Annotated in this window: 24 protein-coding genes and 2 tRNA genes; 18 read left to right on the plus strand and 8 right to left on the minus strand. The window is 61.5% G+C overall.

The genetic code is table 11. The features are described 5' to 3' along the window. Positions 1-12 precede the first annotated feature (12 nt). Both H2510_RS09840 and H2510_RS09845 read left to right on the plus strand, forming a co-directional pair. Positions 13-477: a thioesterase family protein gene (locus H2510_RS09840; RefSeq protein WP_261392847.1), complete on the plus strand. Its 465-nt coding sequence runs from the start codon at positions 13-15 to the stop codon at positions 475-477. Continuing rightward, complete coding sequence (locus tag H2510_RS09845) at positions 470-1156, plus strand: hypothetical protein (RefSeq protein WP_186628190.1); 687 nt, start codon at positions 470-472, stop codon at positions 1154-1156. The genes H2510_RS09840 and H2510_RS09845 overlap by 8 nt, the downstream gene beginning before the upstream one ends. 31 nt (positions 1157-1187) lie before the next feature. Here the strand turns inward: H2510_RS09845 and H2510_RS09850 are convergent, their stop codons facing one another. Next, positions 1188-2771 (minus strand): alpha-amylase family glycosyl hydrolase, encoded by a 1584-nt coding sequence (locus H2510_RS09850; protein WP_186628191.1) that lies wholly within the window; start codon positions 2769-2771, stop codon positions 1188-1190. A 161-nt stretch (positions 2772-2932) separates the two neighbouring features. Here H2510_RS09850 and H2510_RS09855 point away from each other — a divergent pair, with 161 nt between their 5' ends. Beyond that, entirely contained in the window at positions 2933-3400 is a 468-nt protein-coding gene (locus tag H2510_RS09855) for a cupin domain-containing protein (RefSeq protein ID WP_186628192.1), read from the plus strand. A gap of 5 nt (positions 3401-3405) precedes the next feature. Here the strand turns inward: H2510_RS09855 and H2510_RS09860 are convergent, their stop codons facing one another. Both H2510_RS09860 and H2510_RS09865 read right to left on the minus strand, forming a co-directional pair. Further along, on the minus strand, positions 3406-3801 hold the full coding sequence (locus H2510_RS09860) for a globin (RefSeq protein ID WP_136171816.1): 396 nt from the start codon (positions 3799-3801) through the stop codon (positions 3406-3408). A 51-nt stretch (positions 3802-3852) separates the two neighbouring features. Beyond that, entirely contained in the window at positions 3853-4731 is an 879-nt protein-coding gene (locus tag H2510_RS09865) for a mechanosensitive ion channel family protein (protein WP_186628469.1), read from the minus strand. A gap of 287 nt (positions 4732-5018) precedes the next feature. Between H2510_RS09865 and H2510_RS09870 the strand changes: the two genes are divergently transcribed. From H2510_RS09870 to H2510_RS09880, 3 genes are all read left to right on the plus strand, one after another. Then, positions 5019-5681 (plus strand): HNH endonuclease, encoded by a 663-nt coding sequence (locus H2510_RS09870; protein WP_186628193.1) that lies wholly within the window; start codon positions 5019-5021, stop codon positions 5679-5681. A gap of 62 nt (positions 5682-5743) precedes the next feature. Next, positions 5744-5995 carry a hypothetical protein gene (locus tag H2510_RS09875; protein WP_088944734.1) on the plus strand — a complete coding sequence of 84 codons (252 nt, stop codon included), beginning with the start codon at positions 5744-5746 and terminating at the stop codon, positions 5993-5995. After that, positions 5982-6473, plus strand: coding sequence for a DUF5130 family protein (locus tag H2510_RS09880; RefSeq protein ID WP_186628194.1), 492 nt, complete (start codon positions 5982-5984; stop codon positions 6471-6473). The genes H2510_RS09875 and H2510_RS09880 overlap by 14 nt, the downstream gene beginning before the upstream one ends. A 100-nt stretch (positions 6474-6573) precedes the next feature. On the opposite strand, the gene pepN is transcribed toward H2510_RS09880, so the two are convergent. Continuing rightward, positions 6574-9147: an aminopeptidase N gene (pepN, locus tag H2510_RS09885; protein WP_186628195.1), complete on the minus strand. Its 2574-nt coding sequence runs from the start codon at positions 9145-9147 to the stop codon at positions 6574-6576. A 154-nt stretch (positions 9148-9301) separates the two neighbouring features. Between pepN and H2510_RS09890 the strand changes: the two genes are divergently transcribed. Continuing rightward, positions 9302-9919 carry a DsbA family protein gene (locus tag H2510_RS09890; RefSeq protein ID WP_186628196.1) on the plus strand — a complete coding sequence of 206 codons (618 nt, stop codon included), beginning with the start codon at positions 9302-9304 and terminating at the stop codon, positions 9917-9919. Positions 9920-9972: 53 nt separating this feature from the next. Here the strand turns inward: H2510_RS09890 and H2510_RS09895 are convergent, their stop codons facing one another. Then, entirely contained in the window at positions 9973-10644 is a 672-nt protein-coding gene (locus H2510_RS09895; protein ID WP_186628197.1) for a DUF429 domain-containing protein, read from the minus strand. A 22-nt stretch (positions 10645-10666) separates the two neighbouring features. Here H2510_RS09895 and H2510_RS09900 point away from each other — a divergent pair, with 22 nt between their 5' ends. The 3 genes from H2510_RS09900 to H2510_RS09910 all read left to right on the plus strand — a co-directional run bounded on the left by H2510_RS09900 (position 10667) and on the right by H2510_RS09910 (position 12828). Further along, entirely contained in the window at positions 10667-11170 is a 504-nt protein-coding gene (locus H2510_RS09900) for a ribose-5-phosphate isomerase (protein ID WP_186628198.1), read from the plus strand. A gap of 2 nt (positions 11171-11172) precedes the next feature. Beyond that, entirely contained in the window at positions 11173-11970 is a 798-nt protein-coding gene (locus H2510_RS09905; RefSeq protein WP_186628199.1) for an Fpg/Nei family DNA glycosylase, read from the plus strand. Between the two features lie 105 nt (positions 11971-12075). Continuing rightward, positions 12076-12828, plus strand: coding sequence for a maleylpyruvate isomerase N-terminal domain-containing protein (locus H2510_RS09910; protein WP_186628200.1), 753 nt, complete (start codon positions 12076-12078; stop codon positions 12826-12828). A gap of 66 nt (positions 12829-12894) precedes the next feature. Here H2510_RS09910 and H2510_RS09915 read toward each other — a convergent pair. Next, a tRNA-Gly gene (locus H2510_RS09915) sits at positions 12895-12968 on the minus strand. Positions 12969-13192: 224 nt separating this feature from the next. On the opposite strand from H2510_RS09915, the gene H2510_RS09920 reads away from it, so the two are divergent. From H2510_RS09920 to clpX, 5 genes are all read left to right on the plus strand, one after another. Then, positions 13193-13266, plus strand: a tRNA-Pro gene (locus tag H2510_RS09920). A 145-nt stretch (positions 13267-13411) separates the two neighbouring features. Then, entirely contained in the window at positions 13412-14788 is a 1377-nt protein-coding gene (tig, locus tag H2510_RS09925; RefSeq protein ID WP_186628201.1) for a trigger factor, read from the plus strand. A gap of 81 nt (positions 14789-14869) precedes the next feature. Next, complete coding sequence (locus H2510_RS09930; RefSeq protein WP_084344654.1) at positions 14870-15520, plus strand: ATP-dependent Clp protease proteolytic subunit; 651 nt, start codon at positions 14870-14872, stop codon at positions 15518-15520. A gap of 48 nt (positions 15521-15568) precedes the next feature. Next, positions 15569-16210, plus strand: coding sequence for an ATP-dependent Clp protease proteolytic subunit (locus H2510_RS09935; protein WP_084344656.1), 642 nt, complete (start codon positions 15569-15571; stop codon positions 16208-16210). A 301-nt stretch (positions 16211-16511) separates the two neighbouring features. Beyond that, positions 16512-17792: an ATP-dependent Clp protease ATP-binding subunit ClpX gene (gene clpX / locus H2510_RS09940; RefSeq protein ID WP_084344834.1), complete on the plus strand. Its 1281-nt coding sequence runs from the start codon at positions 16512-16514 to the stop codon at positions 17790-17792. A 75-nt stretch (positions 17793-17867) separates the two neighbouring features. On the opposite strand, the gene fdhD is transcribed toward clpX, so the two are convergent. Next, positions 17868-18692: a formate dehydrogenase accessory sulfurtransferase FdhD gene (gene fdhD / locus H2510_RS09945; protein ID WP_186628202.1), complete on the minus strand. Its 825-nt coding sequence runs from the start codon at positions 18690-18692 to the stop codon at positions 17868-17870. A gap of 65 nt (positions 18693-18757) precedes the next feature. Further along, a complete protein-coding gene (gene malQ / locus H2510_RS09950; protein ID WP_186628203.1) occupies positions 18758-20890 on the minus strand; it encodes a 4-alpha-glucanotransferase in 2133 nt (710 codons plus the stop codon). Positions 20891-21184: 294 nt separating this feature from the next. Between malQ and H2510_RS09955 the strand changes: the two genes are divergently transcribed. The 3 genes from H2510_RS09955 (at position 21185) to H2510_RS09965 (ending at position 24449) form a co-directional block, all read left to right on the plus strand. Then, positions 21185-21607 (plus strand): ATP-binding protein, encoded by a 423-nt coding sequence (locus tag H2510_RS09955; protein WP_136171826.1) that lies wholly within the window; start codon positions 21185-21187, stop codon positions 21605-21607. Continuing rightward, on the plus strand, positions 21607-22392 hold the full coding sequence (locus H2510_RS09960; RefSeq protein ID WP_084344662.1) for a SigB/SigF/SigG family RNA polymerase sigma factor: 786 nt from the start codon (positions 21607-21609) through the stop codon (positions 22390-22392). The genes H2510_RS09955 and H2510_RS09960 overlap by 1 nt, the downstream gene beginning before the upstream one ends. A 131-nt stretch (positions 22393-22523) precedes the next feature. Further along, on the plus strand, positions 22524-24449 hold the full coding sequence (locus H2510_RS09965; RefSeq protein ID WP_186628470.1) for an alpha/beta fold hydrolase: 1926 nt from the start codon (positions 22524-22526) through the stop codon (positions 24447-24449). The last annotated feature ends 6 nt before the right edge of the window (positions 24450-24455 follow it).

Consider the following 24455-nt stretch of genomic DNA (forward strand, 5'->3'; position numbering starts at 1 on the left):
AGAGAAACCGACTTGACTGTGCCCAAGAATCATTTGTCGAACGAACTGGAACCTAAGCAACGAATCGGGTTCCACACCAGCGTCGAGGTTCGTTGGTCGGATATGGATGCCTACCAACACATCAACCATGCCCGCATGGTGACGCTCCTCGAGGAGGCACGTATTCCGTGGCTGCTGGTCGACGGTAAACCTACGGCGAACCTGCGTCACGGTGCCGTCATTGCGGACTTGCATGTTCGATACCGGGGTCAACTACGTCACGAGGACGGTCCGCTGGACGTGTTCATGTGGGTGGACAAGGTCCGAGCGGTGGATTTCGTTGCAGGTTACGAGGTTCGGGCGAAGGGTAAGTCTCTCGATACACCCGCCGCGATCGTTGCGTCGACGCAAATAGCGGCGTTCGACATGAATACTCAGGGGCTGCGGAGATTCACAGCCGAAGAGCGGACGTATCTGGAAAGCTGGCAACGTGTTTGAGCGTGTCCTCACCATTCCTGATCCCGTCGAACGCAAGAACCTCGTGGCCTTCCTGGAGAAGGCAGTCCGGCTCGACGAGGCTGCTGTCGTTCGTATGAGAACCCGTGCCGACGGCCGTGTATCGGTTTGGACGGCAACCGGATTCGAGGCACTCGCGGTGCGGGTCATCACGGGAACGATCGTGCCCGACGACACCTCGGCCGCTGCCGATCAACTCGTGGCGACCTTGCAATCGGCATCCGACGGCGTGGTGGATCCTGGATTCTCGATGGACTCGGCCTGGCGAGGTGCGCTTCCCCCGGACAGCGGTTTTCACCATGTGGACGACGTCCCGGCACGCGTCCTGATCGATCTTGCTCAGCGGGGTGCAGCCCTGGCCAAGGAGCACGGGAGTAGCCACGGCCCACCGGTATCACTCCTGGATCAGGAAGTGCTGCACGTCGACGGACCAGGCGATGACGTGTCGATCGCTATGCGCACGGTGTTCGCTCTTACCGCAATGGGTTTCGTTCCCCACTCGGGTGTGGACCCGTTGACGGCCGACGTCGACCTCACCAGTATCGACGCCGACGAGTTGGTGCGGGTGCGGGCCACCAAGGTGTGGTTGCGGCTCGATGCACGCTACGGATCGGTCTTCTGTAGACGCGGGGATCCGTTGTCCCTCAGCGTCGAACGTTAGCCTCTACCGAATCAGCCCGCTGTGTGTGCCGTCAGACGAGCCATGCAGCGGCATCGGCGGGGAGCTGTCCGTCGACGAGCGGCGCGCTCGACATCAGCAGCTCACCAGGTGGAAGTGGAATGGCTGCATCGGTCGCATTGAGGGCGCAGATGAGTCCTCCTTGCCGGCGGAACGCCAGGCAGCCGGGAGGGCTTCCGTACCAATCGACTCCGCTTCCAGCGAATTCGGGTCGCAGCGCACGAAGCTCGAATGCTGTCCGATAGAAGTTGAGCATCGAATCGACGTCTTCCAACTGTTCCTCGACGGTCAACGGCGCCCAATCGGGTGGAATGGGTAGCCATGTGTTCGGGGAGGTGCTGAAGCCGAACGGGGGCGCCGGGGACTCCCAGGGCAACGGCACGCGGCAACCGTCGCGGCCTCGTTCGGCATGCCCGGAGCGTTCCCAGACCGGATCTTGAAGGACATCGTCCGGTAGGACGGCGTTCGGTAATCCGAGTTCGGATCCGTTGTAGACGAATACCGTTCCGGGGAGTGCCAACTCCAGGAGCAGCATCGCCCGTGCCCGCCCTGTTCCTCGGGTTCCGCCGCCGTAGCGGGTCACTTCGCGCTCGATGTCGTGATTGGACAGTGTCCACGTAGGTGTTCCGTCGACTCGCGCGACTGCGGCGAGCGAGTTGGTGACGGCATCGCGAATTGTGGCGGCATCGAAATCGGCCTCGGCCAAGCGGAAATTGAATCCGAGATGCAGTTCGTCCGGTCGGAGGTAGTCGCCGAACCGTTCGTTGTCCTGGACCCAGATTTCCCCGATGGTGACCTTGTTCGGGTATTCGTCCATCACTTTGCGGATGCCGCGGTGAATCTCGTGGACACCCTCGTTGTTGAATCGAGGATCGTCGTCGTCGTTCTTCATCAGGGTGTTCAACTCGAGGTTCATGTCGTGCAATTCGGCGGGCTTGGCCATGCCGTGCGCGACATCGATGCGGAAACCGTCGACACCTCTATCGAGCCAGAACCGCAGCGTCTTCGCCAGATCCTCGGCCACTTCAGGATTCGTCCAGTTCAGGTCCGGTTGCTCGGGTGCGAAGATGTGGAGGTACCACTGCTCCGGACGCCCATCCGAATCGGTGACGCGAGTCCACGCCGAACCGCCGAAGATGCTGGGCCAGTTGTTCGGCGGCTCGGAGCCGTCCCCTTTACCGTCGCGAAAGATGTAGCGAGCACGTTCAGGGCTTCCCGGCGTGGACTCGAGGGCTGCGATGAACCAGGGATGCTGATCGCTGGTGTGATTCGGCACCACATCCATCGTGACCTTGATATCGCGAACGTGTGCTTCTTCGATGAGCGCGTCCATGACGGCCAAGTCGCCGAACAGGGGATCGATATCTCGTGGATCGGAGACGTCGTAACCGTGGTCGGCCATCGGGGAACGCATGACCGGGCTTAGCCACAACGCGTCGACACCCAACAGTTCCAGGTACCCGAGTTTTTCCCTGATGCCACCGAGGTCACCCACTCCATCACCGTTGGAGTCGGCGAACGATCGCGGGTAGATCTGGTAGAAGATCGCGTCCTTCCACCAGGTTTCTTCGGGCGCGTGGAGCGTCGGATCGTTCACAACTGGCAAGTGTGCCAAACGAAACCCACTCGTCTCGACCCAGGGAGTGCGATTGGCGCGATATCGCAGACCGGAAGCCCGGTTTTCGTGCTCAAACAGTCCAGTTGTCCGAAATGTGCGGTATCTTTCCACCCAGCCGCAATGAAGGAGATCTCCCCGTAATGACCGAACTGGCTATCGAGGCCGTGCGTTTGAGTGAAGTTCAGTTGAACGCCAGCCCGATCAACCCGGAATGGATCCTTCACGGCGAGCCCGTCGCGCGGTCCGCGGAGTGGACCCGCACACTCGATGGGACCACCACCTTCAATGTCTGGGATTGCACTGCCGGCCGATTCAATTGGTACTTTCACGTCGATGAGATCGTGCACATCATGGACGGATCGGTCACAGTCTCTGCGGAAGGCTCTCCACCACGGACGCTCGTTGCCGGGGACGCGGCACTGTTCCGCGCGGGTACGTGGTCGGAGTGGCATGTAACGGACTACGTCCGAAAGCACGCGATTCTGCGCAGTAATCTGCCTGCTTCGGTCTCCCGCGCACTCGACTTGGCACGCAACCTCCGCGGGGCACTGCGCAAGGTCTCGGGGCTCGGACGCGGGAAAAGCGCTCCGATCCCACGAGGCCTGTGACCGGCTCAGAGTGCCGAGTTGACCATGGAGTTCGCCGCCATCTCCATGTAGTCCACCAACTGTGTTCGGTGCGGGTCATCGAGAATGCTGGAGTCGATCGAAGCAATGGCAATGTGCATGCACCGCAACCAAGCATCGCGCTCGATCGGACCTATCTTGAACCCCGCGTGCCGCATGCGTAGCCGTGGATGGCCACGCTCGTCCGAATAGGTGCGAGGGCCGCCCCAGTACTGCTCGAGAAACATACGCATTCGGCGCTCGGCCGGGCCGAGATCCTCTTCCGGGTACAGCGGCCGGACGATCTCGTCGCGCGACACCTCGTCATAGAACACGGCGACGAGTGTTTCGAACGTCGCCGCGCCGCCGACAGCGTCGTAGAACGTCTGCTGCGGTTCGGTCATGGTTGCTCTTTCTCTACTCATACGGTGTGCGGGCCTAGGTCACCAGTATCTCTATACGGTCATGTCGGACTGCATGCCGCCCTGCCGCCCTTGTGGGTACGGGGCTTTCACGCCCGCGTCGTCGAATGCCTGCAGGATTTCTCGATGGACTCGCCGTTGAACCGCCCACTGACGACCGGGACGGGTTTTGACGGTGATTCGAATGGTCACCGTGTCCGCGCTCACCGCGTTCACCCCGAGCATCTCGGGCGCACCGAGCAAGTCGTCCTCGAAATCACCGGATGCAACGACGGCCAGCGTCGCCCTTTCGGCGACTGCGCACGCCTCGGTCAAGTTCGCAGTGTGCGCGACGGGGAGGTCGAGGACAGCGACCGCGAAACCTTGACTCATGTTCCCCACCCGCAGGACCTCACCGTTTCGGCAGTACCAGACGGTGCCGTTGATATCGCGGACGGTGGTCACACGCAGTCCGACACTCTCGACGGTTCCGGTCGCTTCACCGAGATCGACGATGTCACCGACACCGTACTGATCTTCGAGGAGCATGAAGATTCCCGACAGAAAGTCTCGGACCAGGTTCTGCGCGCCGAAGCCGAGGGCAACTCCGACGATTCCCGCCGAGGCTATGAACGGTGTGACGTTGATGCCGATAACGTCGAGCGCCGACAGAACGAACCACGCCAGAATGACGACGGACACGCCGGACTTGAGAACCGACCCGATCGTCTTGGCTCGTTGCCTACGGCGCTCGGCCAGAATCGAACTCTTGAGCGTGTTCGGAGCCCTCTCTCGCAGCGGACGTAGCAGCAACGGGCCCCTGCCCGATTCGCTGGCGGTGCGGTGAGTGAACCGATCGATCAGCTTGTGCAGCACGATCCGAAGCACGATGGCGAGCACCAGATATCCGAGGACCTGCAGGGGCCTGTGCATCAGCCAATCGCGGCTTGTCTCGGTCAATTCGACTGCTCGCAAGTCGATCGCGGACGCTGCGATGTCAGGGCGTGGAAGAGAATTGATTACAGACACCCGAAGAGTCTACGGACGTTGTGAGATCTCGCCACCGTGCAGCGAACAGGCTCCGACTCCCCTCGAAATTCACCTCGAGGCCACGTTGTTCGTGGCCAAAAGGGGTGTCCATGCCGCTCGATTCGTGTTCCACTGTCTCTCGTGTTCCACGCAAGCCATGCGCGGGCGCTGACTCTCCCTGGAGAACACACATGAAGAAGAAGCAACATCGTCACCGACAACTCCAGCCCAGCGATGACCACCACCCCGCAGACCAGCGGGAACGGGCATCCGGGGCGCCTGAATTGCAGTTGGTTCCATCCGAAGAAAGAGATGTGGGCGAGGACAGCCTTCCCGCCTGGGTCAAGCGCCGAGTTCTCCTTCTCAATGCCACATTCGAGCCGCTCACCGCGCTGCCGATGCGCCGAGCCGTGGTTCTTCTCGTCTGTGACAAAGCAGACGTCATCCATGACGATCCAACTGGACCGTTCATCAGATCTGCCGATTTTTCTGTGCAGGTGCCCTCCGTCATCCGCCTACGGACATATGTCCGAGTGCCGTATCGAGCCCGCGTGCCGATGACGCGGGCCGCGCTGATGCATCGTGATCGCTTCCGATGCGCGTATTGCGGAGCCAAGGCCGAGACCGTCGACCACGTGATTCCTCGCAGCCGCGGGGGAGAACACTCCTGGGAGAATTGCGTCGCGTGCTGCGCGCCGTGCAACCACCGCAAGGCCGACAAAATGCTCGGTGAGCTGGGGTGGACACTCCGAGCGCAACTCGTTCCGCCCAAGGGGCCGCACTGGCGATTGTTGGCAGGAAACAAGGAACTCGACCCGGCGTGGCTCGCCTACTTGGGCGAGGGCGCGGCCTGACTCTCGACACCGATGGAACCCGGCGTCGACCTGCAGGGAAAAGTCGACTACCGTCTTGTCCTGTGAGCATTCTGGAGACTCTGCTGATATTCGGGGTGATTCCGATCGCGATTGTCGGAATCGTCGGCGCGTTGTCTTTCCTGGCGAAAAGGCAGCCCGGCTTGGACATCACGCCCTACCGCCTGTCCGACACGTGGGTAAATGGCTCAGTGCTGTGGAGCGCAACGGACGAGGTGACGCCACACGGCGGTCACGGCTCGCACGCCGTCGCTACAGCTGACTCGATCGGAGGTTCGGCAAGTGGCAAGTGGTGAATTGACTCGTACGGATGTCGCTGTCACGGATGGCAGTGTCGAGAACCTGCCCTACGGTTCGGCACGGACGTCCAGCGGCCGCATTTCTGCGGTCCACCATTTCGGTGACCCGAACCCGAACCAGCTTCCCTTCACAACGCAGGACCTCGTCGCAATCGACGACGCGCTGACCGAGGCCACTCGCGCAACCCAGATCCGCTTCAACATCTACATCGGAGACCTGGGTGAGGATGTGGCCGCAGGCGCGGACGCAGTGTTCCCAAGGACCCCCGATGCTGTTCGGTCACTGCTCATCGCAGTCGATCCCATCCGCAAGGCCATCGAGATCCGTACCGGTCGTCGCGTATCGGATCGCGCCACCGATCGGGTCGCACAGCTCGGGATCACCGCAGCGATCGGCCCCTTTCGCGAAGGCAACCTCATCGACGGACTCGTCAGCTCGGTACGTGTCATGAGTGCAGCCATCGTCAGTCCGTAAGTATCGAGCAGGCCGGCTCGACTTTTCCGCCTCCAAGCAAATGTGCCGTTCGATCGAATCATTCGATCGAACGGCACATTTGTTCGTTGTCAGAGCCTCACTACTGGGCGTCGAACTCCCGCGCGGCGAGTGAACGCACGATCCCTGCGCGTCCCTCGATCACCAACCGGTGGAGGGCAGGTGGCAGGTCCCCGCCCAAGAATCGATCCGCTGCCGCGACAGATTCGGCACTGATCGACCACGACGGGTACAGCCCGATGACCACCGTCTGGGCAACCTCGCTCGACCGTCGTGCCCACACATCACTGATCGCTCCGAAGTAGCGGTCCACGTACGGCGCGAGCAATTCCGACTGATCGGGCCCGGCGAAACCGCCGATGATCGAGCGCGCGGTGATGTTCGGGACCGAGTCATCGTCGACAACTGTTGCCCATGCCTGTTCTTTGACTGCGCTGTCGGGCCGAACAGTGCGGGCTGCAGCGGCTGATCGGGCGCCCGCTGCGGTGTTGTCACGTGCCGCCTCGGCATCGATGACCGGGGATTCGAGACCGTTGTTGTCGATGGCCCCAGCGGCGGCCAGAGCAAAAATCAGGCGCCAGCGGAGGTCGGTGTCGATGTCCAGGCCATCGAGCCCTTGCCCGCTCACATCGCCGTCGAGAAGTGCCTGCACGAGAACGACGTGGCGCTCGGACAGCGAAGAACCCGTCAGTGAGTTGACGAACGCCAGCTGGTGATCGGAACCGGCGTCAGCAGCGCGGGCGAGTTCGAGTACCAAGTCGGCGAATTCCGGCTGACCATGTTCCTTCGCCCACGCTGGGTCCGCGTAGCTGTTGATCGCTGTCTGGGCTTGCAACAGCAACCGCTGCACGACGCCGACCTCGGTCTCGGCGGAAATGCCGCGCTGGACGAGTGCGAAGAAGTCGCGAGCCTTCAGTTCGGCCGAGCGTGTCATCTCCCACGCTGCCGACCACGCCAAGGTCCGGGGGAGTGGTTCGGAGATATCGCCGATGCGCGCGATCAGTGTCGCCAAGGAATCGGAATCGAGTCGCACCGAGCAGTACGTGAGGTCGTCGTCGTTGACGAGAACGATCTTGCCCCGTGACACGCCGATCAGGCTCGGGACATCGGTGCGTTCGGCCGCATCCAAATCGAGCTCGACGCGGTCGGTTCGGACCAGCTTTCCGTCGACGTCGTCGTAGATCCCTACCGCGATGCGGTGGATTCGGCGCTCGCCGGCACCGGGAGCGGCACCGCTCTGCACGACTGCGAATCGAGTGAAATTGCCGTCGTCATCGACGTCGAAGTCGGGGCTCAGCGTGTTCAGTCCGGTGGTACGCAGCCACTGGTTGCCCCAGTCCGACAAGTCTCGGCCCGAGGATTTCTCGAGCGCAGCCAGAAGGTCGGCGAACGTGGCGTTTGCGAATGCGTGGTCGACGAAGTAGCTGCGGAGACCGGCGAGAAATTCCTCCTTGCCCACGTAGGCAACCAGCTGCTTGAGGACGCTTGCGCCCTTGGCGTAGGTGATGCCGTCGAAATTGACCTCGACCGCGGCGAGGTCGGGGATATCCGCTGCGATCGGATGTGTGGACGGCAACTGGTCCTGGCGGTACGCCCACGCCTTCTCGACGTTGGCGAACGTCGTCCATGCATTCGTGTACTCGGTCGCCTCGGTCTGGCACAACACCGATGCGAAGGTCGCGAAGGATTCGTTGAGCCAAAGGTCATCCCACCACGTCATGGTCACGAGGTCGCCGAACCACATGTGAGCCATCTCGTGCAGGATCGTCTCCGAGCGACGCTCATAGGAGTAGCGCGTGACCTTGGAACGGAAGACGTAGTCCTCCAGGAATGTCACCGCACCTGCGTTCTCCATCGCGCCGGCGTTGAATTCCGGGACGAACAGCTGGTCGTACTTGCCGAACGCATACGGAGTGCCGAAGTTCGCGTGATAGAAGCCGAAACCCTGCTTGGTCTCGGTGAACAGTCGCTCGACGTCCAGGTGCTCCGCAAGCGACGCACGGCAGTAGAGACCGAGTGGAATGGTGCCGTGCTCATCGCTGTAGGTGTCGGTCCACTCGGCGTACGGCCCGGCGATCAGGGCGACGAGATACGTGCTCAACAGCGGCGTCGTCTCGAACGAGTGCTTGCCCGCAGAAGGTTCCGATGCGTGCGGAGCGTTGGAGATGACCTTCCAACTCTCGGGAGCAGTGACCTCGAGATCGAAGGTGGCTTTCAAGTCCGGCTGATCGAAGCACGCGAACATTCGTTTGGCGTCCGCTGTCTCGAATTGCGAATACAGGTAGATCGAACCGTCGGAAGGGTCGACGAACCGGTGCAATCCTTCGCCGGTGTGCGAATAGACACAGTCGGCTTCGAGAACCAACACATTTTTCTCGGCGAGATCCGTCAACGCAATTCCGGTCTCCTCGTCGTAACCGGTGACATCGAGTGCCGATCCATTGAGCGTCGCCGACCTTATCCGGTCTGCCACGATGTCGACGAAGGTCGAGGCACCCGCCGTGGCGGTGAAGGTGATGGTCGTGGTCGACAGAAACGTCTTCTCGCTGGGATTGCCCGACCCGTCGGTCAGATCCAGCACTATCGAATACGCGGAACTGCCGACCACGGTGGAGCGTTCGGCAGCTTGGTCGCGAGTCAGGTTGGGAGCAACCACAGAATTGACACCTTCTCGAGTAGGAATGAGTAGTGCCACCATCCCATCACGCCGAGGGTCCGGCATGCTGGTGCAGACTTCGGCGGAATTCGTGGCAGGCCGCCGCGGTTTGACCGTAGGCAATTCGTGAATCGAAAATACGAGGGAGCGTCACGTGACCGATAGTGCTCAGAAGGACACCGCGGATTTCTGGTTCGACCCACTGTGCCCGTGGTGCTGGATCACCTCACGGTGGATCCTCGAGGTCCAGAAAGTCCGCGATATCGACGCCAATTTCCACGTGATGAGCTTGGCCGTCCTTAACGAGGGCAGGGATCTGCCCGACGATTACGTCGAGATGATGAAGACGGCATGGGCCCCTGTTCGCGTTGCTATTGCTGCCGCTCGCGCCGAGGGCGATCAGATTCTCTTGCCTCTCTACACCGCGATGGGCACACGGATTCACAACGAGGGCAACAAGAACTTCCCCGAGGTCATCGAGCAGTCCCTCGCGGAGCTCGGACTGCCTGCGGAGTTGGCTACTGCGGCGGACAGTACCGACTACGACGACGACCTGCGCACCAGCCATCACGCTGGAATGGACAAGGTGGGGCCCGACGTCGGCACGCCCACCATCCACGTCAACGGCGTCGCATTCTTCGGGCCGGTCCTCTCACGAGTTCCGCGCGGCGAAGAGGCAGGCAAGCTGTGGGACGCTTCGGTGATCTTTGCTTCGTACCCACACTTCTTCGAGCTCAAGAGAACCCGTAACGAGGATCCTCAGTTCGACTAGTCGAACGTGGCCACTGGCGGCTCGGCCGTCAGTGGCACCGGGACGCGGTCGGGTCAGTAAACGATGCGATCCGGGCCGGTCGCAGCCCCGAAAACCTGATGTACCCCCCGGCTGTATCGCCACGCCGACCACGTGGCTGCGGCCGCGTCCAACGCGTCGTCGAGCGCGGGGCCTGGCGCTAGTTCGGCGAGACCCACGGCAAGGTTGTGTGGGTCGATCCAGGTCGACAGTGCCGCCATTCGTTGACCTGCACCGCGTCCGGACTTCTTCGACGCGAAATCAGTCGTCGTCGCCATCGCACGGAACGAACATTCGGGATGAACCTCCACGACGCGATCGGGATCGAACTCTGCTGCCCGCCACGCCCGCACCGAGGGCATCAGGTGCCAAGTCTGCTTACTGATCGCCTTGCCCGTGATCCGACGCGAGATGTCGCATGCCTCGCGGTAGTCCTCGGCGTCGAGCACCTCTGATACCGGCGTGTAGAAAATCGACGACCGCGCCGGGCCCAGAAATGCTTTCGCCGCGAGCTCACTGATCCGATACGACTCTTCCGGCATCGACAGCGGCATATCCACCGCGACCACCGAGCATCCGGCAGTCGAGTCGAGCACAGCATCGACGCTGCCCGCGACACTCCAGGTGACGACAGCGCCGTCGAAAATCGCGACAACCCATTCACCCTTGGCTCCGTCCACTCCGGCAACCGTTTTTCCAGCGCTCACTCCCACCTGTCAGACTCTAGGCATGCGCGTATACCTGGGGGCAGACCATGCCGGTCTCGAGTTCAAGAATCAGATCATCGAACATCTCACCGCGAGCGGGCACGATCCCGTCGATTGCGGTGCGTTCGAATACGACGCCGTGGACGACTACCCGGCGTTCTGTATCGACGCCGCTCGCCGCGTAGTCGCCGACCCGGGGAGCCGCGGTCTTGTCCTCGGCGGTTCGGGTAACGGGGAGCAGATCGCAGCCAACAAGGTGCCGGGCGCACGATGCGCATTGGCGTGGAGCGTCGAGACCGCGAAACTGGCGCGCGAGCACAACGATGCGCAGCTCATCGGTATTGGTGGGCGCATGCACACACTTCCCGAGGCCCTGGCAATCGTCGACGCTTTCCTTGCGACACCGTTCTCCGGTGAAGAACGTCACCAGCGCCGCATCGACATCTTGTCCGAGTACGAGCGCAGCGGTGTAGCTCCGGCGGTACCAGGGGGCGAAGCCCTCGGCGCCGATGTGAAGCCTGCGTAACTGTGCCCGAAGGGCACACGCTGCACCGACTGGCTCGGTTGCATCAACGACGGTTCGGCGGGGCGCCGGTCGAGGTGTGCAGTCCTCAGGGACGGTTCACCTCGGGCGCCGCGCTGATCGACGGCCTTGTTCTCCGCAAGGCCGAGGCGTGGGGCAAACACCTTCTTCACCGATACGACTCCGACTTGATCGTGCACATTCATCTCGGCCTGTACGGGAAGTTCACCGAACAGGCCGTGCCGCTGGATGACCCGGTCGGGGCCGTGCGCTTACGGATGGTGGGGGAGCAGTACGGAACAGACCTCCGGGGCCCGACCGCGTGCGAGATATACACCGAGCAGCAAGTCGACGCCCTCAAGGCGCGGCTCGGACCGGACCCCATCCGAAAAGACGCCGACCCCGAACGTGCGTGGGCACGAATTTCGAAGTCGCGCACACCTATCGGCACCCTGCTCATGGATCAGAAGGTCCTGGCGGGAGTGGGCAATGTCTATCGTGCCGAGATTCTTTTTCGCCACGAGATCAATCCGATGCGTCCAGGCAAGGACCTCGACCATTCCGAATGGGACGCGCTGTGGCTCGACCTCGTCGACCTGATGAACATCGGTGTCCGACGCGGGAAGATCATCACCATCCGGCCGGAAGACGACCACGGCGACGTCGGATACGACGCGAGAAGGCCGCGCTCGTACGTCTATCGCCAATCTGGGCGTCCGTGCCGTGTTTGTGGGACCGAGATCCTCCATTCGGTGATGCAGGCGAGAAACCTGTTCTGGTGCCCGGTCTGTCAGGCGAGTTAGAAACCACCTCGATCGCCACCTTCGTCGTCCGGGCAAATCGGACGAGTGCCGGCTATGTGGCGGATACCCGCGCGAAAGTGCCCTGTGCCAGGGAGAATCGCCGCTATGACTTCAGCCCCGCAGTTCGAACTTCTGACCCGTGAGTGCGGGCGCATGGCGTCGCTGACCCATGACGACCTTGCGTTGCCGATTCTGTCGATGCCCGGTTGGACCGTGGAGAAGCTGATCCGCCATGTCAGCTTCGTACACCGCATGGCGGTTGCTGCACTCGAAACGCCTGCATCCGAAGGAATGGCGAAAGTTGTTGGAGCCGTTGCCAAGCCGGAGCGTGGACCGCAAGTTCTCGATGACTATCGAGAGTCCGCCGCGTGCATGCTCGCGGCGTATCGGGCAGTCGATCCAGCACAGGAGGTTGCGTCGTGGGCCGGGGTCGCTTCGGCGGACTACTGGATCAGGAGGCAACTGCACGAGGTGACCGTGCATAGATTCGATGCCCAGGATGCGATTCACGAGTGCGGGGGCCCAGAACCCGAAGCGGCCGACCCGGTCGGTGCTGCGGACGCCATAGTCGAGTGGGCCGAGCAGTTTCTTACGAGGTTTCCCATCGAGAAGGTTCCTGCCGTGGCGGGACGAACAGTCCATTTACACACCGACGACGGTACCGATGCCGAGTTGTTCCTCGATTTCACCGGAGACGAGGTCGCAGTGTGTCGCCAACACCGGAAAGGTGATGTGGCGCTGCGTGGTTCTGCGCAGAACCTGATGCTCACTCTCTGGCGTCGGCGACCGTTGGACGGCCTCGACATCGTCGGCGATCGTGCTGTGGCGCAGGCGCTGTACGACGGAATACGGATCTGAAGGGGATTGCGCAGGATATAGACACAAAAAAGCCCGGTCCATGAAGATCAGGACCGGGCTTTTTGCTGGAGCCGATGACGAGAATCGAACTCGCGTAGCCTGTTTGGAAGACAGGGGCTCTACCATTGAGCTACATCGGCATGCGAGCGGCTCGATGGGATCGCCATCTGCGCCGCTTGCGTTATGAGACTCTACCGAACCTCGGTTCGAGATTACAAATTGGCTGGATCGGCTACCTGTGGACGCAGTAACGGTGGCCCGTCGACGACCCCGAATAGTGCATACTGTTCAATGGATCCTGCACCTGCTGTTCCAAGGTCCATGCAATTGCTGTTCAATGGTGCCTGTAGGTTTGTTCGGTAGACGGGGTGTGGCGCAGCTTGGTAGCGCATCCGCTTTGGGAGCGGAGGGTCGCAGGTTCAATTCCTGTCACCCCGACAAGAGAAGCCGGATCCAGTGCGGATCCGGCTTCGATCAAGGAATCACCGCCGGGTCGCCCGCTAGTCGGTGGACCAGACATACGGTGATCCAGGCAGACGATGATCCAGACAGCAAGGTAAGACCACCAAAAGGAGCATGTCCCGTGAAGAGCACCGTCGAGCAGCTCAGCCCGACGCGAGTCCGTATCAACGTTGAGGTGCCCTTCGAGGAGCTCAAGCCTGATTTCGACCGCGCCTACAAGGCTCTCGCTCAGCAGATCCGCCTGCCGGGGTTCCGCCCGGGCAAGGCTCCCGCGAAGCTGCTCGAAGCTCGCGTCGGACGAGGGGCAGTGTTGGAGCAGGTCGTCAACGACGCCCTTCCCACTCGCTACTCCGAAGCCGTCTCCGCGGAGAACATCAAGGTCATCGGACAGCCCGATATCGAGATCACCAAGATCGAAGACGGCGAACAGCTCACTTTCACCGCCGAGGTCGACATCCGTCCCGAGATCGCCTTGCCGGACTACTCGACCATCGATATCACGGTCGATCCCCTCGAAATCACTGACGAAGCGGTAGATGAGCAGCTGTTGTCGCTGCGCCAGCGCTTCGGCACGTTGACCGGTGTGACTCGTCCCGTGCAGTCCGGAGACTTCGTCTCCATCGACCTCTCGGCCACAGTCGACGGTGAAACCGTCGAAGAGGCTTCGGCCAGCGGCTTGTCCCACGAGGTCGGTTCGGGCCAGCTCATCGAAGGCTTGGACGATGCCATCGTCGGAGTCTCGGTAGACGAGTCCAAGGATTTCACTTCCACGCTCGTTGCAGGCGAATTCGCCGGCAAGGAAGCAGTTGTCTCCGTCAAGGTCGTCTCCGTCAAGGAGCGCGAACTTCCGGAGGCCGACGACGAGTTCGCACAGCTCGCCAGCGAGTTCGACACCCTCGAAGAGCTGATTGCCGACCTGAAGACTCGAGTAGAACGAGTGAAGAAGGTCGAGCAGGCCGGCCAGATCCGCGACAAGGTGCTGGAGACGCTTCTCGAGACCCTCGAGATCCCGGCTCCGGAAGCCGTCGTCAAGGCTGAAGTCGACTCCCAGCTCCACGAGGCCATCCACGGACTCGACCACGACGAAGCCAAGCTTGCCGAGATGTTGGAGGCACAGGGCTCGAGCCGTGAAGAGTTCGACAAGGACGTCAAGGAAGCCGCCGAGAAGTCGGTGCGCACGCAGTTGCTCCTCGATGCGATTGCCGAAGCAGAACAGACTCAGGTCGGTCAGGACGAGCTCACCGAGCGAATCATCTTCCAGGCGCAGCGCTACGGCATCTCGCCTGAGGAGTTCATCCAGCAGGTGCAGCAGGCAAATCAGCTCGGCGCCATCTTCGCCGACGTACGTCGCGGCAAGGCTTTGGCCTCGGTTGTCGACCGTGTCAACGTGACCGACACGGCTGGCGCGACCGTGGACACCGCAGAGCTTTTCGGTAGTCCCGCGGACGAGGAAGAGCCTGCAGCAGGCGATTCTGCCGAGGGTGAACAAGACAAGTAACGCTTACAGCGAACGACGGCGGTTCCGGGACTCCGGAGCCGCCTTCTTTCGTTAGTGTCTGTATCAGGAACCAACGATCGTATGGAAAAGGCAGGTACCGTGACTGTTCAGAATTCGGCGGCTTCGCGTCAGCAGAGTCCCGTCATGACTTCGGCCTCCTCCGGCCTTAATCTCAGCGACTCCGTGTACGAGCGTCTGCTTCGCGAGCGCATCATCTTCCTCGGTACTCAGGTCGACGATGACATCGCCAACAAGCTGTGTGCTCAGATTCTCCTTCTGTCCGCTGAGGACGCCACCCGCGACATATCTCTTTACATCAACTCTCCCGGTGGCTCCGTCACCGCGGGCATGGCGATCTTCGACACCATGGAATTCGCCGAGTGCGACGTAGCTACCTACGGAATGGGTTTGGCTGCGTCCATGGGGCAGTTCCTGTTGTCGGCAGGCGCCAAGGGAAAGCGCTACGCACTCCCGCACGCCCGGATCATGATGCACCAGCCCTCAGCCGGTATCGGCGGTAGTGCCAGTGACATTGCCATCATGGCCGAGCAGTTCGCGCACACCAAGCGTGAAATGGCCGAGCTGATCGCGCTGCACACCGGCCAGACCGTTGAGCAGATCACCGAAGACTCCGATCGTGACCGCTGGTTCACCGCCCAGGCGGCAAAGGAGTACGGGTTCGTCGATCATGTCGTCAGCCGAGCTCGGCAGGCCGGCGGAATCGGCGACTAGATCCGCCCGGACCGGCGATCCCTCGATCACTTACATCTTGGAGAAACGATGACAAACCTGTTCGATCCCAATCAGATGCCGTCCTCGCGGTACATCTTGCCTTCTTTCGTCGAGCACTCCAGCTACGGCATGAAGGAATCCAACCCGTACAACAAGTTGTTCGAGGAGCGCATCATCTTCCTCGGCGTCCAGGTCGACGACGCGTCGGCCAACGACGTCATGGCCCAGCTGCTCGTATTGGAAGGTCTCGATCCCGATCGTGACATCACGATGTACATCAACTCGCCCGGTGGTTCGTTCACCTCGCTGATGGCCATCTACGACACCATGCAGTACGTCCGCGCGGACGTGGCGACGGTCTGCCTCGGACAGGCAGCATCGGCGGCAGCTGTGTTGCTCGCCGCTGGTACACCGGGAAAGCGTGCCGCTCTGCCGAATGCGCGTGTGCTGATTCACCAGCCATCGAGTGGTGGAATTCAGGGCCAGGTCTCGGACCTCGAGATTCAGGCTGCGGAAATCGAGCGCATGCGTCGTCTCATGGAGACCACACTCGGCCGGCACACCGGCAAGGATCCCGACGTCATCCGCAAGGACACCGATCGTGACAAGATTCTGACCGCCGCGCAGGCCAAGGATTACGGAATCATCGACACGGTCTTCGAATACCGGAAGTTGTCGGCACAGAAGTAGTACCAGCAGATATTTCGCGAAACCTCTGGTTGTCGGGCGTAGGCCAAGCTCTTTTACGTCCGACAACCCTGGGTCAGCACGAACGGTCACACGCTTCGACAGTCTTCGACCAGCAAGAAGTTCGGGTCGGAAGAAGTTGGACAGCGAATCACCGGAAACATCTCACCCATGGTCGTCGAACACGGGTACGGTCGCTTCAAGGCACGAACGAGTTGTGGATCGAGAAGCTGCCGACGACTGGACCGACATCGTGAGGGTGTCTACCGGGCCGGACGCGAACAAGGAAGTAGGAACCTCGAATATGGCACGCATCGGTGACGGCGGCGATCTGTTGAAGTGCTCCTTCTGCGGTAAGAGCCAGAAGCAGGTGAAGAAGCTCATCGCAGGGCCTGGGGTGTACATCTGCGACGAGTGCATCGACCTGTGCAACGAGATCATCGAGGAAGAGCTCGCGGAGTCGAGCGAGGTCAAACTCGACGATCTGCCGAAGCCAGCCGAGATTCGGGACTTTCTCGAGAACTACGTGATCGGTCAGGACACTGCCAAGCGCACGCTGGCCGTGGCCGTCTACAACCACTACAAGCGCATCCAGGCCGGGGACAAAACCCGCGATTCGCGGGGTGAGACCGTCGAATTGGCCAAGTCCAATATCTTGATGCTCGGACCCACCGGATGCGGCAAGACCTACTTGGCGCAGACACTCGCGAAGATGCTCAACGTGCCGTTCGCAATAGCGGACGCCACAGCCCTGACCGAGGCCGGCTATGTGGGTGAGGATGTCGAGAACATCCTCCTCAAGCTGATTCAGGCTGCAGATTACGATGTGAAGCGAGCCGAGACCGGCATCATCTATATCGACGAGGTCGACAAGATCGCGCGCAAGAGCGAGAATCCGTCGATCACTCGTGATGTGTCCGGTGAGGGTGTGCAGCAGGCGCTCCTGAAGATCCTCGAAGGAACCCAGGCGAGTGTGCCTCCGCAGGGTGGTCGCAAGCATCCACACCAGGAATTCATTCAGATCGACACGACCAACGTGTTGTTCATCGTTGCCGGTGCTTTCGCAGGCCTCGAGAAGATCGTCTCGGACCGGATCGGTAAGCGTGGTCTCGGATTCGGTGCCGAGGTTCGGTCGAAGGCCGAACTCGACACCCAAGACAACTTTGCCGAGGTCATGCCGGAGGACCTGATCAAGTTCGGCTTGATCCCCGAATTCATCGGGCGTCTCCCGGTTGTCGCCTCGGTGACCAATCTGGACAAGGAATCTCTCGTCACCATCCTGTCTGAGCCGAAGAATGCGCTGGTCAAGCAGTACAGCCGGCTATTCGAGATGGACAACGTCGAGTTGGAGTTCACACAGGACGCACTCGAAGCTATTGCTGATCAGGCAATCCTGAGAGGGACAGGAGCCCGTGGATTGCGCGCCATTCTCGAAGAGGTGCTCAACCCAGTGATGTTCGACATTCCGAGCCGCGACGACGTCGCAAAGGTCGTCGTGACTTCGGAGACCGTCAACGACAATGTGTTGCCTACAATCGTTCCACGCAAGCCGGAGCGCCCTGAGCGCCGCGAAAAGTCCGCATAGTTCGTACATGCACGAAGTCGAGCCCCGATCACATAGATCGGGGCTCGACTCGTCTTCAACTCGGCCAGTGGAAATTCAACGCAGGATGCGCTCGGTATGGGAGTACAGATTCATGCTCTCGCCGCGAAGGAATCCAACGACGGTCAGCCCGGATTCTTCCGCGAGATCGACAGCGAGCGAAGAAGGCGCCGACACTGCAGCAAGAATCGGGACGCCGGCCATGACTGCCTTCTGCGCCAATTCGAACGACGCCCGAGCGCTCACCATCAAGATGTGGCCCCGCAGCGGTATCAGTCCTTCACCGATCGCCCATCCGAGTACTTTGTCGACGGCATTGTGCCGACCCACGTCCTCACGAACAACGAGGACCCGGCCGTCGCTGTCGCACAATGCTGCGCCGTGCAGGCCACCAGTGGTGTCGAAGATCTTCTGAGCTCGACGCAAACTGTCGGGCAGGAGCGCCAACACCTCGGACTCGACGCGAACGGCATCGTCGACAGGGGAGTACTTGGTCTTCGAACGGACGGCGTCGAGTGAGCCTTTTCCGCACACACCGCACGAAGAAGTCGTGTAGAAATTTCTTTCCACACCAGGGGCAGGCGGTGCGACGCCCTCTGCCAGTTCGATGTCGAGCACGTTGTACGTGTTCTGTCCGGTGTCGTCGACGCCGTCGCAGTAACGCGCGACCCGGATGTCGTCACGGCTGCTGATGACACCTTCCGTCAGCAGGAAACCATGAACGAGGTCCACGTCATGCCCGGGCGTTCGCATGGTGACGGCCAGTGCGGCGCCGTTCACACGGATCTCCAAGGGCTCCTCTACGACGAGGGTGTCCGGGCGAGAGGTCTCGACCCGACCTCGCAGTCGAACCACCGGCCTGCGGGTAGTGATGCGTCCCATCGGTCAAGCACTTTTCGTGAGATGGTTCATTCCTCGATTGTGCCCTCCCGGCGGCGGACCTCGGTCTACCCCCGTCTGAGCGCGGCTACCAGCGCCAGCATTCGTGGATGATCGACGAGGTCGTCGACCCAGACGGCCTTGCCGTTGTGGTCGGCCAGTGGAACGCGCCAATTCTCGTACTGAGTCTCGTCGGTGCCGGGCTGGTTCTGAATTCTGTTCTCGCCCACTGCATCGACGAGGGCGACTCCCAGCAGGAGCGAAGGGGTCCGGACGATAAGCCGATACAACGCTTCGATCGACTCTTGCTCGGAGGCACCTGCGGCGAGCAACCCTCGCTCACGGGCGAGATCGAGCACTGCCTCCCGGCTTGCGGTGTCCTGCTCGATCTCGGCGTCGAGATCTCGTTCGAGCAGTCCCAGCCGATCACGGAGCGCGATATGTTCGCCTCTGAGATACCCGAGGGTGGGTGGGAGATCATGCGTGGTGACCGACGTCAGGCACAACGCGCGGTAATTCTCCGGAGCAATCGGTGCGCCATGGTCGTTCTCGAACCACAGAATCGAGGTACCGAAGAGTCCGCGTTGCCCCAGATACTCCTGCACACGTGGTTCGAACACCCCTAAGTCCTCGCCGACGACCACAGCGCCGGCACGCTCGGCCTCGAGCACGAGGATTCCGATCAAAGCCTCGTAGTCGTAGTGGACGTATGCCCCTTCGCCTGGGGTTTTCGAGCCCTCGGGAATCCACCAGAGTCGGAAGAGCCCGAGAATGTGGTCGACGCGTACGCCGCCGGCATGACGAAGCACCGTTCTCAGCATGTCGCGATATGGCGCATATCCCAGTTCGCGGAGTCTGTCGGGGTTCCACGGCGGCTGGTTCCAGTTCTGGCCTTGCTGATTGAAGTTGTCAGGTGGCGCCCCGACGGTGACGCCGGTGGTCAGCGCATCTCCCAAAGTCCAGGCGTCGGCTCCCTGTCGATGTACCCCGACGGCCAGATCGTGCATGATCCCGATGTCCATACCGGACGCAACGGCGACGCGCTGCGCGCGGCCGAGTTGTTCGTCGCAGATCCACTGCAGCCATTTGTGGAAGTCGATACGTTCGGCGAGTTTCCTGCGCTGATCGGTAGCGAAGTCGGTGTGCGGATGCGCCGCCGTGCTCGACCAGACAGGGGAATCGGGCCGATAATTCTCAGCCAAGGCGCACCACAGGGCGAAGTCGTCGAGACCCTGTCCTTCCCGCGCGAGGAACGCCTCGAAGTCGTTCTTCCGTGCCGCGGAACGCTCGACGCGGTGAATACGCTTCAAGGCACGAAGTTTCGCGCGGAAGGATGGATCGCGGTCGATGCTGCGGGTGCGCTTGTTCGCCTTGACGAAACTGCGGGCCGACTCGCGAACCTTGGCGTACTGATCACGGCTCAGGTACGCAGTTTCCGCAATGTCCTCTACCCGGATGTACATGGGATCGAAGAAGCGCCTCGTCGTCGGGAGATAGGGGGATGCCTCCACCGGTGGGGCGGGACGCTGGGCATGCATCGGGTTGACAAGGAGATAGTCGAACCCATGGGTTCCACCTGCTACGGCAGCCAGATCGGCGAGGTCGGCATAGTCACCGACGCCCCAGGAGCGGTTCGAGCGAATGGAGTACAACTGCGTCAGCAGACCCGTTCGCTGTGTGCCTGTCAACGAATCGTTGGTCGAGAGTCTCTTCGGAGTCACCGCAATCGGGCACTGCGCCGTCGTTGCATGTTCGGAATCAGGCGTACTCACCGCAGTCAGCGTGTGCCAGCCGAGAGCAATGTCGCCGGGAATCTCGAAAGTGGCGCGGCCGACTAGGGCACCGTCGATCTCGCGTGGTTCGACCCAGATCTGGATCTGCTGCAGCGGAACCAGATCTCCGGTTTCCGTCGTGATCGTTACGGTGACGGGATCGCCATGGGGCACATGAATTTCCACGTGTTGCGGCTCACCGAAGATCGTCACGACGACCGGTGGGACCATGCGGCGCCACGGTGCCTCGTCGAGATCGACGAGGGACTGGGCAACGTCCGCCTCGTTCTCGGCGGCTATGCCTCGTGCTCGGAGTATCTGCTGCAGCGTCTGCTCGGATACATCGTGCTCGGTCTGATCCCAGCCTCGATAGGAAGTCGAGATGCCGGATCTTTCGGCGAGTTCGGCCAACTGCGCTGTGTAGTCCACAGCTTGATCGTGCCAGTATCGACAGCTCACGTCATCTGCTGACACCGCAACCGCCGCTCGACGCATGAGACGGAGCGCCGACCCGGTGCGCCCCGCCGTCGGGTTGGTCGTCGTTCAGCGTCCAGGTCTGTGTCGCCGTGGTCCCGAAATCGACCGGCGTGGGAAATGAAGCAACTCGCAAGGATTGAACTCGGAGGACCCGGGTACTCTGACTCCGGCCGATGCAGTTGCGTTCCTAAGGGGCCACATGACTTCGACCGACACAAACTTTTGGACGACTGATAGGGAGAGCGGATGACTGGCGTCGGCAAGATCGAAGAGCTGGAGCGAAACTCTGGCGCGCCGGTCGAGCTGCGCGTAGTCGCGGACGCCGAGCAATTGCCGGTAGTACGTGCGGTTGCCGAAACGCTTGCGGTCCTTGGTGATTTCACCCTCGACGACATCGCCGACATCAAGTTGGTAGTCGACGAGGTGTGCTCGGAACTGATCGCTGGGGCGCTACCCGGTGCAGAGCTCACCTGTGCATTCACCGTGAGTGACGTCGGCATTCGGATTTCTTCGAGTTCGGTCCTGGTTGCCGATCAGGTGCCGAAGTCCGATAGTTTCGGCTGGCACGTTCTACAGACATTGACCGATTCGATCGCGATGAGCGAGCAGTCCACACCAGATGGAACGTCCGTGTCGGTGGACGTGGTCAAGCGGAGGAGCAACACCTAGTGCCTGCGCCGTACGAAAAGACCGCGCGGCGTCAGTCCGACGACTACAGCGAAGTAGTCCCACTCATCCAAGAGATGCAGTTGTTGGACAAGGACTCACCGCAGCGGCAGGTTCTTCGTGACCGCATCATCACTCGGTGCCTTCCTCTCGCGGAGCACATTGCGCGACGCTTCGGTGGCCGCGGAGAAGCTCACGAAGATCTACTCCAGGTCGCCAGGCTCGGTCTCGTCAATGCCGTCGACCGGTTCGACATCGAACGCGGATCCGACTTCGTTTCCTTCGCGGTCCCGACCATCATGGGTGAGGCGCGTCGGTATTTCCGAGACGCTGGTTGGTCGGTCCGTGTCCCGCGGCGGATGAAAGAGCTCAACTCCATGATCTCCGGCGCGGTGGGTTCGCTGTCTCAGAAGCTGGGCCGCGCGCCGACGGCGAGTGAGATAGCGGCGGAGTTGGGCATCGATGTCAAGGAAGCGTCGCAGGCTCTGCTTGCTCGCAGCGCTTATCAGACGGTGTCGGTCGACTCGGTAGTGAGCGAGGATCGCTTGCCGCTGATGGATACCCTCGGTGACTACGACCCCGAACTCGAGAAGATGGAAAGCTACCTCACCGTGCGACCGGCGCTCGAGAAGTTGCCTGAACGTGAGCGGCAGATCGTCGTTCTGCGATTCTTCGGTTCGATGACGCAGACACAGATTGCCGACCGCATGGGCATTTCGCAGATGCACGTGTCGAGAATCCTGTCGAGAACTCTGACCCAACTGCGAGAGGAACTCGGGCCGAGCTGATCTCGAACCGGCTCCGCGCCGTAACATCGGGCGACAATGTCTTCAGCCCGAGGAGTGCCCAGGTGCCACCCGCAGTAACCACAGTGTTCGACGACCTGGATCGATACGTGGCGGTGCCGCGGGCGTCGGATATGGCGATGTCCGTGGACGGATCGAGAGTCGTCGTCGTGGTTTCTCGGCTCGACGCCGGCAAGGCGACCTATGTCGGTGCTCTCTGGGAAGTCGACGTCGAAGGTTCGGCACCCGCCCGCCGCTTGACGTGGAGTGAACACGGCGAAAGCGGTCCCGCTTTCACCGCTGACGGGGACCTCTACTTTCTGCGTCGATCGTCACAGGACGACGAGTCGGCAGCGGTGTGGTGCTTGCCTGCTGGTGTCGGTGAGGCCCACGTTGTCTCGAAGCGAGGCGCCGGCTATTCCGGGCTGAAAACTGCGACCCATTCTCCACGTTTCGTGGCGATGTCCGATGTCATGCCCTCTGGCGTGACCGAAGAGGTGGACGAGCGGCTTCGTCTGCTGCGTAAGGACAAGAAGGTCGGCGCAATTCTGCATACCGGCTACCCCGTTCGTCATTGGGATCACGACCTCGGACCGGCGACCCCTCATCTCTATGTCGGTGACGGTGATGGCGACGCCCGTCGGGTCACCGCGAACGCCGAAGGAGCCCTTCACGAAGCGTCCTACAGCATCAGCGCCGACGGTTCGTTCGTCGTCTCGACCTGGACGATTCGAGGCGCCCTGGCAACCTCGCGCACTGTGCTGGTCCGAGTCGACCTCGACACCGGAACGCGCACCACGATCGTCGACGACGACGGTGCCGATCTCGGCTCGCCGTCGATCTCACCGGACGGTTCACGAGTGGCCTTCATCCGTGAATCGTTGTCGACGCCCGAACAGGCGCCTCGAATGACATTGCAACAGTACGTGTTCGAAGATCGAACGGTGTCCGATCTGGCTCCTGAATGGGATCGGTGGCCGTCGAATCCGGTGTGGTTGTCCGACGGCACCGGAGTGTTGGTGGTCGCCGACGACCGCGGTCGTGCCCCGGTATTCCTGGTGCGCGACGGCGTGGCCAACCCGGTGACCGCTACCGATTCCGCGTACAGCCACCTCCACGTGGCGTCGAGCGGGGTGGTCTTCGCATTGGAGGCGTCGTACCGGCAACCCCTGCATCCGGTTCGGATCGACATCGAGTCGGGTGTCGTGCATCCGTTGGCACTCGCGGAGCCGTTACCGGCGCTGCCTGGGACACTGACCGAGGTCGAGACCGTGAGCGAGGACGGCCGGCAAGTTCGAGCGTGGCTTGCCCTACCGGCCGATGCGTCGGAGACGGCACAGGCACCTCTTCTGCTCTGGGTGCACGGTGGTCCGCTGTCTTCGTGGAACACGTGGTCGTGGCGTTGGAATCCCTGGGTGATGGTCGCGCGGGGGTATGCGGTGTTGTTGCCGGACCCAGCGCTGTCCACCGGCTACGGCCAGAGTTTCGTAGATCGTGGCTGGGGGCGGTGGGGCAAGGAACCGTTCACCGATCTGATGGCCGTGACCGATGCTGCTGTCGCGCTCGAAGAGGTCGACGGCACACGCACGGCAGCGATGGGCGGATCGTTCGGCGGATACATGGCGAATTGGATCGCCGGCCACACCGACCGTTTCGATGCGATCGTCACCCACGCCGGCCTGTGGGCGCTCGATCAGTTCGGCCCCACCACCGACGCCGCGTACTACTGGCAGCGCGAGATGTCACCAGAGATGGCCTTCGAGAACTCACCGCATCTGTACGTGGCAGACATCGACACGCCGATGCTGGTCATTCACGGAGACAAGGACTATCGCGTACCTATCGGTGAAGGTCTTCGACTGTGGTTCGAGCTGCTCAGTGAATCCGGACTTCCCACCGATGACGAAGGAAAGACCGACCATCGGCTGCTGTACTTTCCGTCCGAGAATCACTGGGTCCTCGCTCCACAGCACGCCAAGATCTGGTACGAGGTCGTGCTGGCCTTTCTTTCCGAACACGTACTCGGAATCGAGACGGAGATTCCCGAAATATTGGGGTGACCGGGC

This window comes from Rhodococcus sp. BP22 (assembly GCF_014281965.1).
In the GTDB taxonomy this organism is placed as follows: domain Bacteria; phylum Actinomycetota; class Actinomycetes; order Mycobacteriales; family Mycobacteriaceae; genus Rhodococcoides.

Coding starts and splice junctions, on each gene's coding strand:
- H2510_RS09855 (WP_186628192.1), top strand. CDS start 2,933: ATGACCGAACTGGCTATCGAGGCCGTGCGTTTGAGTGAAGTTCAGTTG.
- H2510_RS09860 (WP_136171816.1), bottom strand. CDS start 3,801: ATGACCGAACCGCAGCAGACGTTCTACGACGCTGTCGGCGGCGCGGCG.
- H2510_RS09865 (WP_186628469.1), bottom strand. CDS start 4,731: ATGCACAGGCCCCTGCAGGTCCTCGGATATCTGGTGCTCGCCATCGTG.
- H2510_RS09870 (WP_186628193.1), top strand. CDS start 5,019: ATGAAGAAGAAGCAACATCGTCACCGACAACTCCAGCCCAGCGATGAC.
- H2510_RS09900 (WP_186628198.1), top strand. CDS start 10,667: ATGCGCGTATACCTGGGGGCAGACCATGCCGGTCTCGAGTTCAAGAAT.
- H2510_RS09910 (WP_186628200.1), top strand. CDS start 12,076: ATGACTTCAGCCCCGCAGTTCGAACTTCTGACCCGTGAGTGCGGGCGC.
- H2510_RS09930 (WP_084344654.1), top strand. CDS start 14,870: ATGGAAAAGGCAGGTACCGTGACTGTTCAGAATTCGGCGGCTTCGCGT.
- H2510_RS09935 (WP_084344656.1), top strand. CDS start 15,569: ATGACAAACCTGTTCGATCCCAATCAGATGCCGTCCTCGCGGTACATC.
- clpX (WP_084344834.1), top strand. CDS start 16,512: ATGGCACGCATCGGTGACGGCGGCGATCTGTTGAAGTGCTCCTTCTGC.
- fdhD (WP_186628202.1), bottom strand. CDS start 18,692: ATGGGACGCATCACTACCCGCAGGCCGGTGGTTCGACTGCGAGGTCGG.
- H2510_RS09955 (WP_136171826.1), top strand. CDS start 21,185: ATGACTGGCGTCGGCAAGATCGAAGAGCTGGAGCGAAACTCTGGCGCG.
- H2510_RS09965 (WP_186628470.1), top strand. CDS start 22,524: ATGGCGATGTCCGTGGACGGATCGAGAGTCGTCGTCGTGGTTTCTCGG.